General features: G+C 53.4%; 17 protein-coding genes. 12 read left to right on the top strand and 5 right to left on the bottom strand.

Annotated elements, in window-relative coordinates:
* Window positions 1-55: 55 nt before the first annotated feature.
* Window positions 56-715 (top strand): FMN-dependent NADH-azoreductase, encoded by a 660-nt coding sequence (locus AC58P5_RS12935; protein WP_497387020.1) that lies wholly within the window; start codon window positions 56-58, stop codon window positions 713-715.
* Between the two features lie 259 nt (window positions 716-974).
* Here AC58P5_RS12935 and AC58P5_RS12930 read toward each other — a convergent pair whose 3' ends face one another.
* Window positions 975-1,724, bottom strand: coding sequence for a MerR family DNA-binding transcriptional regulator (locus AC58P5_RS12930; RefSeq protein WP_497387018.1), 750 nt, complete (start codon window positions 1,722-1,724; stop codon window positions 975-977).
* Window positions 1,725-1,881: 157 nt separating this feature from the next.
* On the opposite strand from AC58P5_RS12930, the gene AC58P5_RS12925 reads away from it, so the two are divergent.
* Window positions 1,882-2,376, top strand: a complete 495-nt coding sequence (locus AC58P5_RS12925) for a DUF6022 family protein (protein ID WP_497387016.1) — start codon at window positions 1,882-1,884, stop codon at window positions 2,374-2,376.
* A gap of 356 nt (window positions 2,377-2,732) precedes the next feature.
* Here AC58P5_RS12925 and AC58P5_RS12920 read toward each other — a convergent pair whose 3' ends face one another.
* Window positions 2,733-3,773: a UCP032817 domain-containing protein gene (locus tag AC58P5_RS12920; protein ID WP_497387014.1), complete on the bottom strand. Its 1,041-nt coding sequence runs from the start codon at window positions 3,771-3,773 to the stop codon at window positions 2,733-2,735.
* Between the two features lie 86 nt (window positions 3,774-3,859).
* Window positions 3,860-4,654, bottom strand: a complete 795-nt coding sequence (locus AC58P5_RS12915) for a MerR family transcriptional regulator (RefSeq protein WP_497387012.1) — start codon at window positions 4,652-4,654, stop codon at window positions 3,860-3,862.
* Window positions 4,655-4,949: 295 nt separating this feature from the next.
* Here AC58P5_RS12915 and AC58P5_RS12910 point away from each other — a divergent pair, with 295 nt between their 5' ends.
* Complete coding sequence (locus AC58P5_RS12910; RefSeq protein WP_497387010.1) at window positions 4,950-5,075, top strand: DUF6254 family protein; 126 nt, start codon at window positions 4,950-4,952, stop codon at window positions 5,073-5,075.
* 310 nt (window positions 5,076-5,385) lie between these two features.
* Here the strand turns inward: AC58P5_RS12910 and AC58P5_RS12905 are convergent, their stop codons facing one another.
* Complete coding sequence (locus tag AC58P5_RS12905; RefSeq protein WP_497387008.1) at window positions 5,386-6,483, bottom strand: cation diffusion facilitator family transporter; 1,098 nt, start codon at window positions 6,481-6,483, stop codon at window positions 5,386-5,388.
* A 278-nt stretch (window positions 6,484-6,761) separates the two neighbouring features.
* Here AC58P5_RS12905 and AC58P5_RS12900 point away from each other — a divergent pair, with 278 nt between their 5' ends.
* Window positions 6,762-7,157: a metal-sensitive transcriptional regulator gene (locus AC58P5_RS12900; RefSeq protein WP_497387006.1), complete on the top strand. Its 396-nt coding sequence runs from the start codon at window positions 6,762-6,764 to the stop codon at window positions 7,155-7,157.
* Window positions 7,158-7,195: 38 nt separating this feature from the next.
* Entirely contained in the window at window positions 7,196-7,396 is a 201-nt protein-coding gene (locus AC58P5_RS12895; RefSeq protein WP_497387004.1) for a copper ion binding protein, read from the top strand.
* 122 nt (window positions 7,397-7,518) lie between these two features.
* On the opposite strand, the gene AC58P5_RS12890 is transcribed toward AC58P5_RS12895, so the two are convergent.
* Entirely contained in the window at window positions 7,519-8,271 is a 753-nt protein-coding gene (locus tag AC58P5_RS12890; RefSeq protein WP_497387002.1) for an IclR family transcriptional regulator, read from the bottom strand.
* A gap of 261 nt (window positions 8,272-8,532) precedes the next feature.
* Between AC58P5_RS12890 and AC58P5_RS12885 the strand changes: the two genes are divergently transcribed.
* The 7 genes from AC58P5_RS12885 to AC58P5_RS12855 all read left to right on the top strand — a co-directional run bounded on the left by AC58P5_RS12885 (window position 8,533) and on the right by AC58P5_RS12855 (window position 14,459).
* Window positions 8,533-9,642 (top strand): ABC transporter substrate-binding protein, encoded by a 1,110-nt coding sequence (locus AC58P5_RS12885; protein WP_497387000.1) that lies wholly within the window; start codon window positions 8,533-8,535, stop codon window positions 9,640-9,642.
* A 22-nt stretch (window positions 9,643-9,664) separates the two neighbouring features.
* The gene (locus AC58P5_RS12880) at window positions 9,665-10,759 is read left to right on the top strand and encodes an ABC transporter ATP-binding protein (protein WP_497386998.1); all 1,095 of its coding nucleotides are present in this window, start codon (window positions 9,665-9,667) and stop codon (window positions 10,757-10,759) included.
* A 3-nt stretch (window positions 10,760-10,762) separates the two neighbouring features.
* Entirely contained in the window at window positions 10,763-11,629 is an 867-nt protein-coding gene (locus AC58P5_RS12875) for an ABC transporter permease (RefSeq protein ID WP_497386996.1), read from the top strand.
* The gene (locus tag AC58P5_RS12870) at window positions 11,626-12,429 is read left to right on the top strand and encodes an ABC transporter permease (RefSeq protein ID WP_497386994.1); all 804 of its coding nucleotides are present in this window, start codon (window positions 11,626-11,628) and stop codon (window positions 12,427-12,429) included. Before AC58P5_RS12875 ends, AC58P5_RS12870 begins: the two co-directional genes overlap by 4 nt.
* Window positions 12,430-12,567: 138 nt before the next feature.
* Complete coding sequence (locus tag AC58P5_RS12865) at window positions 12,568-13,716, top strand: M20 family metallopeptidase (RefSeq protein ID WP_497386992.1); 1,149 nt, start codon at window positions 12,568-12,570, stop codon at window positions 13,714-13,716.
* Window positions 13,717-13,960: 244 nt separating this feature from the next.
* Entirely contained in the window at window positions 13,961-14,179 is a 219-nt protein-coding gene (locus tag AC58P5_RS12860; RefSeq protein WP_497386990.1) for a hypothetical protein, read from the top strand.
* 16 nt (window positions 14,180-14,195) lie between these two features.
* Window positions 14,196-14,459 carry a hypothetical protein gene (locus AC58P5_RS12855; RefSeq protein ID WP_497386988.1) on the top strand — a complete coding sequence of 88 codons (264 nt, stop codon included), beginning with the start codon at window positions 14,196-14,198 and terminating at the stop codon, window positions 14,457-14,459.
* The last annotated feature ends 72 nt before the right edge of the window (window positions 14,460-14,531 follow it).

The following is a 14,531-nucleotide window of genomic DNA, read 5'->3' as shown; positions in this document are numbered from 1 at the left end:
TCCGCCATTTGTCTGTATATGCGTATCAGAAAATAGGATAAGGGAGAGATCGAAGTTGGAAAAACTGCTCGTTATTAACGCACACCCAAAAGTGGATACCGATTCATCCGTCAGTCTGCAAGTGCTTCATCATTTTCTGGAGACGTATAAAAAAATGAATCCGAAAGCACCCATCGAACAAATCGATTTATATCGGGAACACATTCCTTGCATTGACCGTACCTTTCTAAGCCTGCAGGAAAAAAAGAGGAGAGACGAGCGCTTGACTGAAGATGAACAGACGCTCGACTCTCGAATGTCGGAACTTCTACAGCAATTTAAAAGTGCGAAAAAATATGTCATCGCCATGCCGCTTCATAACTTTAACGTTCCATCTAAGCTAAAAGATTACATGGATAACATTCTGATCGCTAAAGAGACTTTTGCCTATACGGACAAGGGATCGGTCGGTCTGCTAAGCGACGGCAGGAGTGTGCTTGTCATTCAAGCGAGCGACGGGATTTATACGAACCATGATTGGTACGCGGAAGTCGAGTATTCTCACAAATTTTTAAAAGCGATGTTCAACTTTATGGGAGTCGACTATCAAATCATTCGTGCACAAGGGAATTATTTCTTAAGAAGGGATGAAGTATTAGCTAAGGCTTTCCAAGAAGCTAATACTGCGGCTGCTTCCTTTACAAGGGCGGTTAATGTAGAGGGGACTATTGAGTGATTAGAGGATTGTATGAAGCACACATGCCCGTTGGACTGAAAAGGGACGAAGTTGGCTGGCTTTATGGGTTGCGGAACAGGTGAACATTCCTTATCACGTTTCCAAGTAAGCAAGCAACACATGCCCACACGCTTCATTTAAAGCAACTTCTCGATGAGTACGATCTCTTTGACCGGGGAGGAATCCCCGGTCGTTCGTTTCAGACGGATAAAGAATATTGTGCTCCGGGTTAGTTGAACAGTTTCAATCCCTCTATGATCTAATCGTCGGGTCCATTCGGGCTTGTTTGAATGATCCTAGCTCCGTCGAAGATCGAGGCTTTTGTAAACTGAATTAATTGGTGTAAATAGGATATCCCACACATCTGGGATTCGATGATCTTATCTAGATAAGTCCTGACATTCTCAGCCACATTCACGACCCCCTGCAGATCCGTATGTTCGGCCGCGGCGATGGATTGCTTAAAATTCACGGTATCTTCTGAATACACGGAGCTTTGTAGCACTTGAATCAACCTGATTTTTAGCAAATGAGATCCACTGTATCGACGATATCGGTTGTCAGGATCCCGATCCGCCGTTACATATCCTGCTTGCTCCCAGTAGCGGATCGCCGATTTGGGAACCTGCGTCAGTTTGGATGCTTCGTTGATGGTGAACGGCTCCTCGGCATACGGAGATTTATTTTCGTTAGCGTACTTCCGAATATCCTGGATTAACCTCTCTAATTTCTCTTTTTCCTCGTACAAAGCGACTTCCTTTTCCCTGATGATCCACATTGCATCTTGCGGTTTATCCTGATGGAGACAACGAAGCACCTCGGCCGTCACTTCCATTCCGAATGCCGGGGTCATGGCTTGGATACACGACAGATAGGCTGCGTGCTGGTCCGTATAAATACGGTAGCCATTTGATGATCGTTCAGCTGGAGGTATTAGGCCTTTAGCCTCGTAATTCCTTATAGTACTGGCGCTAATCATGAATTTCGACGCCATTTTTTTGGGGCGCATCGTCAACTCTCTCCTCATTACAATAGATCAAGATTAAACATACTTATAAGGTTTTCTATAAAAACAGGTGATATTCCTTCTCTTTTTTTGCTTTACCTTCGAATTTGCTTCCAAGTTGTACAATGGAATTGAAATGAAGAGAAGGAGGCGTTTGCTTGTGAAAAAAGGATTTCCGATTTTCCGGCAAGACATGGTGATCGAAGAAATAAGTGAGGTGGCCAACAGTTATATCGAGTCCGAGTGGAGGTCCATGTACGAATCCATGCATGAACAATTGACGGCTGCTTTTGTTGAAATCGAAGATGCGGCCTATGGTCTTTATTTGGATCAGCTTATGCCGTTCATATTCGAACAGCTGGAAGATGCCGGTTTCAGCGCTATGGAGAAGCTCGAAGAGAATGATTTCGTTATCGCCAAGTGCTTGATTTTCCGAAACTCCCTTGAAAAATGGGGTACGGAAGACAACCGATCGAGAATATTTTGGAACGTAATCCATGACAAGCAAGGCAACCCGATCGGCACCATACTCACGGAAATTCCCCACTCCCATCTGAAATTCGACATCCCTTCGGCACCGGTCATTCACTCGCTTCGGGAGAGTCTCAAGGAGCGGATAGTGCAAGGAATCCGGCGAATTAAAGAATCCGGATGAGTTCATTAGAATAGAGATGTAGAGATGTATGTCTCGGAAGGATGGATTTGTTAAGCTAACGGGAAACGATAGATCAACGAACAGAATGCATTTGTACATGTATTACTCAAAAAGAACTCTCCATACCCGGAGGGTTCTTACGTTTATTCCATATGCTTTGCCCTTGGTGACAGCTAAGCTGGTATTACCCCTTGTAAGAGCCCGAGAAGTATCTCACTGATAGACCATCAAAAGTTAACATCAAAAATTCCAAATCATAAAGGTAGAGGCTTCTCAGAACTGGACTAAATTCTAAAAGGTGAGTTTACCTTTTCATCACAAACGTTACCCGCAAAAATCCCGCCCGTCCGCCCGAGTCAGGAGCTGCTGCTGCAGGACGAACTGCTGCAAGAAGAAGAGCTGCAGGAAGAAGAGCTGCTGCAAGAGGAACTACTGCAGGATGAGCCGCTATCGGACGAGCCGCTGCAGGACGAACTGCTGCAAGAAGAACCGCTACCGGACGAACTGTTGTCTGACGAGCCGCCGCAGTCCGAACCGCCGGACCCGTTCCCGCCGCTTCCCTCTCGGTCGTCGTCCCCGTTCAGGATGGAGTAAAAAAGCAGCGCGCTAAGGGCGCCGTATCCTGCGCCGGAGGCGTCGCTGGCGTTAAACGAAGAGGCCGGCGTCCTTCCGCCCGAAGACATCCTGCGGGAAGTTCCGGCTGCAGCGGCCGGCGGGGCATTCTGGATGCCGTTAAAAATGTGAAGCACGAGATCCTGGACGGCTTCTTCATAGACGGCAATCGTGTTCGGCTTGAAATAATTCCGCCGGATGCGGTTCCAGTCAAAATCGCGGGCATACGCGACGAATTCGGGGTGAAGCCTGCGCTGTCCGAATTTTCCGAGCAGCTGCTCATTTTCCGGATAGAAACGGAACACAAGGGAGTAGACCAGCTCGAACAGGGCTCTCTCGTGCTCGCCCGGCTGCGGCGCATCGCCGACATGTGGCGAATGGTGAATCATTTCTCCCAGAAGATCTCTGCAAAATTCCTGATAATGGCGGGTGAACATCAAGGCTTCGTGCCAGATGGCATCCACGGACGCGCTGTACATACCCACGTTGTTCAAATAAATATTGAGCGCGAGGAAGCGCTTGAACTCCAGTAAGAACCAAGAATACTCGGTTTCCGAAATGTGCGGGTGCTCCTTCAGCACGCGTGCTTTTACATGGTCCCAATACGGGGCGTGTTTCCCGAAAACCTCATCGAAGCGGGCTTCTACCGGTTTGAGGCTGTCGTTCTCCAGAATACCCAGCCCATGTGGTGCGAAAGAGGAAAACAATTGAACGGGCGGAGCTTTTGGCTGCTTTTGCACAGGTTGTGATTTCATACTAGTAAAAAACCATTTTAAAAAAGCCATGCGAAACCTCCAATATCAGGGCGATACCTGTTAGTTCGTTGCTCGGTTATTTGCTTTGTTCGTGGTTTGGATCGTTCGCACGTTCCTTACTTCCGGCGTATTTCTGCTCCACCGGAGATTTCCGGAGCGGCTGCCGCTTCGTGCACCGTCCGAGTGTGGTCGTAATACTCGAACGCCCTGTTTAGAAACTCCAGCAATTCGGGTTCGAACGGGTACAGGAGCATAGGGTTATCTTCCGCGCCGTGCAGCTCCCACAGCTTGTTCATCAGGGTCTCATCGCCGTCAAAAGCTTCCATGGCCAGCGCGGTGATCCGAGCGGCCACTTCCTGTGCGGCCGGAGAAGCCGGGTCTTCGTGCATGGCGGACCTTGCCCGCGAGACCTCTTCCGTCCACCGAAGTGTAAGGGGGTCGTCCTTGTTAAGATTAGGCAGCTTGTTGAGCCGCTTCCGCTCTTCGGCGGTGAAATGTTCGCGAATGAAGCGCTGCTTGGCCGCGGGGTCTTTTTGACTGAGCCGGATCATTTGAAACATCGTGTTCCAGTTCAGCGTGCCTTCCATTTGCACGGAATGGATCGTAACGCGGAGCATGCTTTCCAGTTCTTCGAGCTTTTCTTTCTCGCGCCGGACCATTTGAAGCTGATCCTCCAGGCAGGAGAGCCAATCGGTGCCATAGCTGTCGAGCATTTCTTGGACGGCTTTTAACCCGAGTCCCATTTTTTTGAGAATCGCAATCTGTTCCAGTCGCATGACGTCCTCGTCGGAGTACAGCCGATGGCCGCCTTCCGTGGAGCCAGAGGGCTTCAACAGCCCGATTTGATCGTAATGGTGCAGCGTGCGCACCGTGATATTCGCTTTACGCGCAAGTTCGCCAACGGCATACATGTCATCCGGATTTCCTTTCCTGACGGTTCTTTCCTTTTCCTTCTATCCTAAATCGTTCCAGTTCGGGCTTCAAGTTGTTTTTTATAAAGGACCAGGGACCGGAGATAAAAAAACGAAGAAAGAAAAACGGGTACTCTTAACCGGAAACCGAAGTTTGTAAGTGGCGGACCCGGAAAAGGATGAAAAAGTTAAGCGGCCGAATAGAGGGGCCTTCCCCGGGCGAAAACTAGGGGGGCAGAGCGGAGAATCGACTCGTCGACGAACCGTACCCCTTCACGAAAAGGAGTGTCGTTTCATGACCCAATCGAACAGCCGGAAGGAAAGCTTGGCCAAAAGCCGCAAGCAGAGACAGAATCCTCACGGTAAAATCCGCTCGCTGAAAGAAATTGCCGCCGAAACTCATCAGGGAATAGAGGAGTAGAGGTAGAGGGGGGCGCCCGGGCTTACAGGGCATTTCCCGGGCAATCCGGCTTCCAGGCGGCAAAAGCGAAAAGCCCGCGCTCTATGCCGCGGGCTTTTTGTCCAGATCGTCAAGCAGCAAACGGGCCGCCGGAATGACGGTATTTTCGCAAGGCTGCGCTGAATCTGCGTATGCTCAAACAGGGATGTCAGCATGCTGGAAAGGCATCGGCATGGCCGGTCTGCTCAGTTCCTTCTTCGCGAGCAGCGAATAATCGGAATGGCCGGGACCACGACTTGTTCTAGACGGGCAGGGTGCGGCCCGTTCTGCCTCATATACTGAACTCCGCATGCTTTAGATGCCGGGTCTCTACCTGAATCGTGGCATGCCGGATCTTATACTCGTTCTCCATACAGGTAACGGCCTGCTGGAGAACCGCCTGGTTGTCGGCCTCATCGTCGATGAGCAGGTGACAGCTGAAAGAATCCATGCCGGACGTGATCGTCCAAATGTGAAGATCATGGACGTCGCGGACGCCGGGAATACGCAGCAGGGTATTGCGGACATCATCTGCGTCTAGGCGCGACGGAACGCCTTCGAGCAGAATGTGCGTTGCGGATTTCAGCACGCCCCAGGCACTGCGCAGAATAAGGAGCGAGACCAGAATCGAGATAATCGGGTCCGCCTGATACCACTGGAAAGCCTGCATCAGAAGACCGGCGGCGATAGCTCCGACGGACCCGAGCGCATCCCCGAGCACGTGCAGATAGGCGCTTCTGACGTTGAGATTGTCTTTGGCACCGCCCATCCGGGTCAAAAACCAGGCGCTGACGAGGTTGGCGACTAGGCCGACGACGGCGATGAGCGTCATCGTGCCGCTCGCGATTGCAGGCGGGTGGGCGAAGCGCTCAACGGCCTCCCGGATGATCAGGATAGAGAGGACGACGAGGGTGACGCCGTTCAGCATGGCCGTTAAAATCTCCACGCGGTAGAAGCCGTACGTTCTTTTGGGAGAGGCGGGACGGGCCGCGAACCACATGGCGACCAGACTGAGCAGCAGGGACGCGGCATCGCTCAGCATATGCCCCGAATCCGACAGCAGGGCCAGACTGTTCGTCAGCAGACCGCCGGCGAATTCCAGCACCATAATGCCGGCTGTGATGAGGAAAGCGATAAACAGCCCTTTTTTGCTGCTGGGGCCGTGATGATGCCCGATACCGCCATGCTCGTGATCATGCGAATGATCGTGAGAATGCTCCTCTAAATGCTCGTGTGAATGTGCGTGTGTATGATCGTTCGAATGAAAGTGTCCGTTACTTTGATTGAGGTCATAACGGCGGCCTTGACCCGGTTCGGGAGAATGCCCGTGATCGTGCGGCTGTTCCAACCTTGCGGCACCGGCTGTTTTCCGTTTTTTTGAATCGTTCATGTACCTATTCCTCCTTTGTTACGGATGTTCGATAAGATCTGAATATAGTCTATCCTGCTCTCGCGACGCTCTTTTCTTGAATAAGAAGAAAATAAACAATCAAGAACGATTGCTTTTAATATTTAACATATGATCAAGTATTCATATGTTATTTTTATATTACCCAATCCAGAAAATTTTAACAAGCCCAAATTTTTCGAAGACTAAATTCGAATAAAAACAATATTGAAATACCCCCATGGGGTATGTTATGCTGTTTATAAGGGAGGTTGAACAAGATGGTACTCCATTCCGAAAAGGATAACGGCAGCACCGTGGGCGAAACGGAGAACGCTCCGCTTGCTTCGGCGGATGCCGGGACTTCCTGTCATACACATACGCGCGACGAAGATACGGAAAGAAGAAGCCATCATAGCGACAAGGTGAAGAACAATCTGATTTCCAGATTGAACCGGATTGAAGGTCAGATCCGAGGCGTTAAAGGCATGATCGAGAAAGACACGTACTGCGACGATGTGCTCAACCAGATTGCCGCCGTGCAGTCGGCCTTGAACAGCGTGGGCAAGCTGCTGCTGGAAGGTCATATGAAAAGCTGTGTGATCGAACGGATTCAGGAAGGCGATACGGATGTGATCGACGAGCTGCTCGTTACCGTCAACAAGCTTATGAAATAAACCAACCAAACCGGAACCGGAAGAAAGGGGTAAGGAAAATGGAAAAACTGACGTTGAAAGTGGAGGGCATGTCCTGCCAGCATTGTGTAAATTCGGTTGAAAAAGCGGTCGGAGAGCTGGGAGCGAAAGCTCAGGTACATCTGGCCGAGGGCCGTGTCGAAGTGGAATACGAGGCGGGAGCCGTAAAGCCCGAGCAGATCAAAGAAGCGATCAAAGAGCAGGGCTACGACGTCGTATAAGCCGGCTAAGCGCCAAGCCTGCCCAAGAATCGCCGCTGCTGTCTCGCAAGGCGGCAGAGCCTAGCCGCGGGCTAAAGTAGAACAAAAACACCCGGAATGTTACATTCCGGGTGTTTTTTGTTCTACCGGTAGCCCAGACCGAACGAAATGTTGCGCGTCGTCAGGAGAACTTGCTGCAGGAAAGAATCCTGCTGCGGAACGACCCGGTCCGACGGCCCGATGAGGCTGACGGACGCGACAATCTCGCCCGTCGCATCCCGGATGGCAGCGGCCATCCCCGTCACGCCGACATTGCGCAGATTCGTCGAAATCTCGTAGCCGCGGCTGCGGATAGCCGCAAGCCGTTCTTTGATTTCGTCCGGCGACTGCATGGAATGCGGCGTATACGTGCGGATTCCGTCCGCAAGCACGCTGTCGATAAACGCCTCCGGGCGGAAAGCCAGCATCACGCGAGACGCGGAGGTGGCATACAGCGGAAAGCGGCGGAATGCGTCTACATTAAAGCGGATCGGATGCTGGGAATCGATTTTATCCACATATATGGCGTCTTTCCCGTCGACGACGCACAGGCAGGCCAGCTCTTTCGTTTTCTCGGCAAGCTGCTGCAGGTAAGGTTTGGCGAAGTCGACGAGATTATGATCACGAAGCACTTTTGTGCCGAGTTCGAGTAGAGTAAAACCGAGCGAGTACTGTTTCGTACTCGGATTTTGCGAAATAAACCCGTCGCTTTCGAGCGTAGCTAGCAGCTTATGAACGGCGCCTTTAGACAACTGAAGCCGGCGGCTCAGTTCGGTGACCCCGAGCTCCTTCGGACCGTCCAGAAACTCTTTGAGCAGGCGGCTGCTGTTTTTAACGGAAGACAAATGGTGCTCCATGAACAGACTCCCCCAGGCGGTCATATCGTCGGAATATCCCGACATGCAAGCAAATTATTGCTATTGTAGCATACTTGTTTTGGGTTTCCTAGAGGTGCTTCGGACGGGTTCCGCTCCGGAAAAATAATCTTTTTTAAACCTGACATACGTATTGCTAGGCCGGAAAGAGCGTGATAGAATCACTTTAAGATTTCCTTATAGGAAACAATGTTCACATATAGTGAACGACTAGAGAAAACCAAATAGAAGGGATGTCCATCCATGAAAAAGAAAATCGGGGTCTTGGTTTCAGTTGCCGCTCTGTGCGGATCACTTCTTGCAGGATGCGGATCTTCAAAAGAGCCGGCAAAAGAAGCCGCCGCTTCGCCGGGCGCATCGACTTCAGCGCTGCAGCCGGAGAAAGAACTTGTTGTCGCGGGTAACGGAGCTACCGTAGAAGAGCTGATGAAAGACGAAATTTTCAAGCGTTTCAAAGCGAAATATCCCGACATCAAACTGACATACGTATCCGGCGTGTCGACCGAAATCGTTGCCAAAGCGAAAGCGGTTAAAAACGATCCGCAGACGGACGTGGCCATCATTGAAGGCGGCGAGCAGGAAATCGGACGCAAAGAGGGGCTTTTCGAACCGCTGAAAGAAGCCGATATCCCGAACATGAAAAACGTGATCGCCGATCTGAAAGTGGCCGAAGACAGCGGGGTCGCCGTCAACTTTACGCCAATGGGCATCTCCTATAACGAAGCGATTGTGAAAGAAAAAAATCTTCCGATTCCCGAGTCCTGGAACGATCTGGCCCGCCCCGAAATGAAAGGCAACCTCACCTTAACCGAGATTTCCAGCAACTTCGGCCGTTCGGCTCTGATCATGCTGGCTTATGCGAACGGCGGGTCGGAGAAAAATATGGACCCCGGCTTCGAAAAACTGAAAACGATTGCAGGATACATGCCGACCTTTGCGAAAAGCGCCGCGCAGCTCCAGCAGAACCTGCAGAACAAATCGGCGGCGTACACGTCCTGGACGATGGCCCGAAGCATTGTACAGAAGGACCAGGGGATCGAGCTGAAGTTCATCGTGCCGAAGGAAGGGGCTAACCTGGTTCCGAACGTGGCCACGATGACCAAAAACGCGAAGCACCCGAACGCTGCGAAGCTTTTCATCGACTTCCTTTTAACGGACGAAGTTCAGACCTTGTACGCTTCAAAGCTGTATTATAACCCGGCTACATCCGTAAAGCTTCCGGAAGATATATCCAAAAAAATCGAATTCGACCGCTCCAAAATCGTGAAATTCGATTACGAGACCGTAGGCGGCAGCACCGCCGGATGGATCGACCGCTTCAACAAGGAAATCGCACCTTCGGTAGGCAAATAGATTCGGAAAACAGGTGATTCAGTTGGAAAAGAGGATAGATGTCGAACTTAAAGCCGTCCGCAAAACGTTCGGTTCCAACGTGGTCGTCGATAACTTTGACCTGCAGATCGAGAAGGGGGAGTGCATCTCCTTTCTCGGCCCTTCGGGGTGCGGCAAGACGACGACGCTGAACATGATCGCCGGGTTCCTGGACCCGGACGGCGGTGAAATTTCGATCAAAGGCAAGCGTATGAACGGTGTTCCTTCGAATAAGCGGGACCTGGGCATGGTGTTTCAAACTTATTCGCTGTTCCCGCATATGACGGTTGCCGAGAATGTAGCCTACGGGCTCAAGCTGCGCAAAATGCCGAAGGCGGAAATCAAAGACAAGGTGCGGAAGGTGCTGGAGCTCGTCAAGCTGCCCCATGTGGCCGACCGCTATCCGAAGCAGCTTTCCGGCGGGCAGCGCCAGCGGATCGCGATCGCCCGGGCACTGGTGATCGAGCCGTCCCTGCTTCTCCTCGACGAGCCGCTCAGCAACCTGGACGCGAAGCTGCGTGAAGAGCTTCGCGACGAGCTGAAGCGTCTGCACAAAGAGACGGGCGTCACGACGATTTTCGTGACGCACGACCAGGAGGAAGCCCTGTATTTGTCTGACCGGATCGTCGTGCTGGATCACGGCAAGGTCGAACAAATCGGCACGCCTTGGGACATTTACAACCGTCCCGCCTCCGAGTTCGTGCACACTTTCATCGGCAAATCCAACCGCCTGCCCGGCGCGGTCCGGGGATCGGCAAACGGCGGGATGGCCGTGGAGACCGACGCCGGATTCGTGCTGGAGGCGTCCGCGGACGGACGCACGTTTACGACAGGGGAATCCGTGGTCGCCTACGTGCGTCCGGAGAAAATCCGTCTGACGGAGTCCGGCGCGCTTGCGGATACCGTACGGGCCGCGGGGACGATCCGGCAGCTCGCCTTCCTCGGTTCCTTCGTGGAATGCGAGGTGGAGGTCGGCTCCGCACTGGTTACCGTTAGGATGCAGATGCAGGACGGACTGGCGGACTACACCGCGGGCCAGCAGGTGGGACTGACGTGGAATCCGAAGGACGTCTTCGTATTCCCGCGGAAGGAGCAGTAGGCCATGCAGGCGAAATCCTCCCGCTTCCGCCGCCTGTCGTCCTGGACGGGGCTGTTTCTTCTGGCCCCCAGTCTGATCGTTCTGCTCGGCGCGTTTCTCATCCCGATGATCTACATCCTGCTCCAGAGTTTGCAGGACGCCGAGCAGCAGTTCTCGCTGCACAATTACCTGCTTTTCGTACAGGACCCGTATTATGCGGGCATCTTGTGGCGGACGATCAAGCTCAGCTTGTATACCGTCCTGCTGACGCTCATTCTCGGTTACCCGGTTGCGCTCTTCATGTCCAAGGCATCGGGCAAAATGCGCGGACTCGTCACGTTTCTGATCATTTCACCGCATCTGATCTCCGTGGTCATCCGCAACTTCGGCTGGGTCGTCATTCTGGGCGACAAAGGCTGGGTCAACAGCTCTCTGATTAAGCTCGGCCTGATCGACAAGCCGCTTAAGCTTCTGTACAACGAGCTTGGCGTGGTGATCGGACTCACGGATTCCTTTATCGTGTACATGGTGCTTGCGCTGGCGACGAGCTTGTATGCCGTCGACCAGTCCCTGTACAAAGCGGCGGGAATTTTGGGTGCCTCGAAGGCCAGATCGTTTTTCTCCATCACGCTGCCGCTCAGCCTGCCGGGTATTTTTGCCGGGACGACATTGGTGTTCAGCTTGTCCATGAGCGCTTTCGTCACCCCTGCCCTGATGGGCGGAAGCTCGGTTAAAGTCATGCCGGTCATTACGTACGAGAAAATTATGGCCACGCTCGACTGGCCGCTCGGTTCGGCGCTCGCCTTTCTGATGCTGGCTTCCACCTATACGCTCGTGACGGTATTTACGAAAATCGTGGAAACGAAGCGCTACCGGGAGGTGTTCTCGTGATCAGACGCATCCCGTGGCTTGGCATCGTTACGTTTATCGTGCTGCTTTTCGTCATTTCACCGCTGCTGGTCATTATTCCGACTTCGCTTACGTCGGCCAACTATTTGTCCTTCCCGCCGGAAGGCTTCTCGCTGAAATGGTACGAGAAAATTTTGGACCGGCCGGAATTTATCGAATCGTTTATTTTCAGTTTGGAGCTGGCGGCTCTGTCGGCCGTTTTGTCTACAATCATCGGCACACTGGCCGCCATGGCGATCCACAAATACAAGTTCCCGGGGAGAGGCTTCGTTAACGCGCTGCTGCTGTCTCCGCTCACCGTTCCTTCTATTATAATTGGGATGGCTGCGCTGCTCTTTTTCACCCGGATCGGCCTGGCGGGAACCTTCACGGGACTTCTGATCACCCACATGCTCATTTCGATCCCGTATGTGGTCCGGCTGACGATGACGGGGCTGAGCGCTTATGATTACACCTTGGAGCGTGCGGCTTACATTCTGGGAGCCAGCCCGTTTCAGGTTTTTCGCGACATCACGCTGCCGCTGCTTCGTCCGGCCATTTTGTCCGGGACGATCTTCTCGTTCCTGACTTCGTTCGATAACGTGACGGTTTCGCTGTTCCTGGTCTCCCCGGAGACGACGACTCTGCCGATGGCGATTTTCAGCTATATGCAGGAAACCCTCAATCCGCTTGTCGCTTCGGTTTCGTCCGTCGTCATCCTCCTTAGTCTGGTATTTATTTTCATTCTGGAGCGGGTGTACGGGCTCGATAAGCTCTTCGGCACGAATTCGCATTCTCATTAAGATTTCTTTATTCAGGCAAGTCCGGATTCACTCCATAAAAAAGAGGGGCGGCATGCGGGTTGCATGCCGTCCGTTTCTTCCGCAGCGCGTTCGTACGGACGTACCCGTTTATTTTGCGCAAAGAAAGGTTTATTTCGTATGTCAGACGTAACTCTTGTGGAAAAATACATGCCGGAGCTGCTCCGGCTCTTGGAAGAAAGCGTAAATATGGACTCGCCTTCACGAAGCAAGGCGCTCTGCGACCGGATGGCGGACTGGTACGAGATCCAGTTCCGGCGTTTGACCGGGGGAACGGTAACGCGCCTTCCCCATGAGGTTGCGGGCGACCGGCTGCTCTGCGAGTGGGGCGCCGGCAGCCGGCGCATTCTGCTGCTGGGCCATTACGATACCGTATGGCCCGAAGGCGAAGCGTCGCGGCGGCCCTACAGCGTCCGCGGGGGCAGAGCCTTGGGGCCCGGCGTGTACGACATGAAGCTGGGGCTGCTTCAGGCGATGTTCGCGCTGAAGCTGCTCGGTGACAAGGGACGCGGTCCCGCGGAAGATGTTACCGTCGTGCTGCTGATCAACAGCGACGAAGAGATTTCCAGCCCCAGCTCGCGCGGGCTTATCGAGCAGACCGCCCGGGGCTGCGAGGCGGTCTTCGTGCTGGAGCCTCCGATGGAGCCGGAGGGTGCGCTCAAAACCGGCCGCAAAGGAAGCGGCCGCTACAAGCTCATCGTGGAAGGGATTGCCGCCCATGCGGGCGTGGACCCTTCCAAGGGCGTCTCGGCCATCGAGGAGCTGGCACACCAGATCCAGCATCTGCACGGCCTCACCGATTACGGCAGCGGCACGACGGTGAACGTCGGCATTGTACACGGAGGCATCGGCACGAACGTGGTCGCGGACCGCGCCGAAGCCGAGATTGACGTGCGCGTGAAGACGTCGGCCGAGGCCGAGCGGGTACACGCGCTGATCGCGGGCCTCCGCCCGCACCTGCCGGGAGCCCGGCTCCGTATCGAGGGCCGCATGATGCGCCCGCCGATGGAGCGGACGGACGCGATCGCGCGGCTGTACGGCATCGCGCGGAGAATCGCGGCGGACGAGCTGGGCTTCGAGCTCGGCGAGACGGCGACCGGCGGCGTCAGCGACGGGAACTTCACCGCCGCGTGCGGGGTCCCGACGCTGGACGGCCTCGGCGCGCGGGGAGATTTCGCGCACTCGCCGGACGAGTATGTGCGGCTGGACGAAATCGCGCCGCGTACGGCTCTGCTCGCGCGGCTGATCGAGACGGTCGCGGCGGGGTAGAGACGGTAAGCGGGCGTGAGGGGGTAGGCGGCCGCAGGCTGTGGAGTAAGAGAGCCCGTTCCGCACGGTTTGGGTGTGCATACAACCCGTCCGACAGACTTTGTTCTGTCGGACGGGTTTATTTTTGTTGGGCAAAAGTAAAAAAAAGCAAACATCCATTCGAGACAAACAGGTGTCGCATCGAAGTGATAACCTAAATAATGGAATTCATTTCATGATTTGGGGAAGGAGATTGTGCGGAGAGATGGGGACGGGGAGAAAACTTATGCTGGATGTCGGCGTCATTTGTGAAGAACTGGGGCTTAGGAAGGACTACATAGAGAAAGTCGTGAAGAAGAACGGAGGTATGAAACCGGGGGAGGAGGAAGCGGAAGACGAACAGGAAGACGGAGAGGAGGACGAAGAAGAAGACAAGGACAAGAAGACAAGGACAAGAAGACAAGGACAAGAAGGACACGGATAAGGAAATAGAAAAGGAGTTGGGACAAGAGGAAGGCCAAGAGCAAGAACAAGGTCAAGAGCAAGAACAAGGTCAAGAGCAAGAACAAGGTCAAGAGCAAGAACAAGGTCAAGAGCAAGAACAAGGTCAAGAGCAAGAGCAAGGTCAAGAGCAAGAGCAAGGTCTGGAGCAACGACGGGAGCAAGCTCTGGAGCAAGGTCAAAGGAATTCCGCTGCCATGTCTGGAAACGGGAGCCTGCCTTCCGGAATCTCTTCCGGTTTTCTGTTTTTATGGAAGGAGTAGGAAGGTCCGGGGCCGGTGTCGAATTAACTCCTATAGGCACATAGACCTAACGGAATGGAGTGACACAAGGCC

It is taken from the genome of Paenibacillus sp. JT31N7 (genome assembly GCF_059692095.1).
The sequence above is the reverse complement of the archived record's forward strand: the minus strand, read 5'-3'. Positions and strand labels throughout refer to the sequence as shown.

Coding starts and splice junctions, on each gene's coding strand:
- AC58P5_RS12930 (WP_497387018.1), bottom strand. CDS start 1,724: ATGCGCCCCAAAAAAATGGCGTCGAAATTCATGATTAGCGCCAGTACT.
- AC58P5_RS12920 (WP_497387014.1), bottom strand. CDS start 3,773: ATGGCTTTTTTAAAATGGTTTTTTACTAGTATGAAATCACAACCTGTG.
- AC58P5_RS12915 (WP_497387012.1), bottom strand. CDS start 4,654: ATGTATGCCGTTGGCGAACTTGCGCGTAAAGCGAATATCACGGTGCGC.
- AC58P5_RS12910 (WP_497387010.1), top strand. CDS start 4,950: ATGACCCAATCGAACAGCCGGAAGGAAAGCTTGGCCAAAAGCCGCAAG.
- AC58P5_RS12905 (WP_497387008.1), bottom strand. CDS start 6,483: ATGAACGATTCAAAAAAACGGAAAACAGCCGGTGCCGCAAGGTTGGAA.
- AC58P5_RS12900 (WP_497387006.1), top strand. CDS start 6,762: ATGGTACTCCATTCCGAAAAGGATAACGGCAGCACCGTGGGCGAAACG.
- AC58P5_RS12895 (WP_497387004.1), top strand. CDS start 7,196: ATGGAAAAACTGACGTTGAAAGTGGAGGGCATGTCCTGCCAGCATTGT.
- AC58P5_RS12890 (WP_497387002.1), bottom strand. CDS start 8,271: ATGGAGCACCATTTGTCTTCCGTTAAAAACAGCAGCCGCCTGCTCAAA.
- AC58P5_RS12885 (WP_497387000.1), top strand. CDS start 8,533: ATGAAAAAGAAAATCGGGGTCTTGGTTTCAGTTGCCGCTCTGTGCGGA.
- AC58P5_RS12875 (WP_497386996.1), top strand. CDS start 10,763: ATGCAGGCGAAATCCTCCCGCTTCCGCCGCCTGTCGTCCTGGACGGGG.
- AC58P5_RS12865 (WP_497386992.1), top strand. CDS start 12,568: ATGTCAGACGTAACTCTTGTGGAAAAATACATGCCGGAGCTGCTCCGG.
- AC58P5_RS12860 (WP_497386990.1), top strand. CDS start 13,961: ATGGGGACGGGGAGAAAACTTATGCTGGATGTCGGCGTCATTTGTGAA.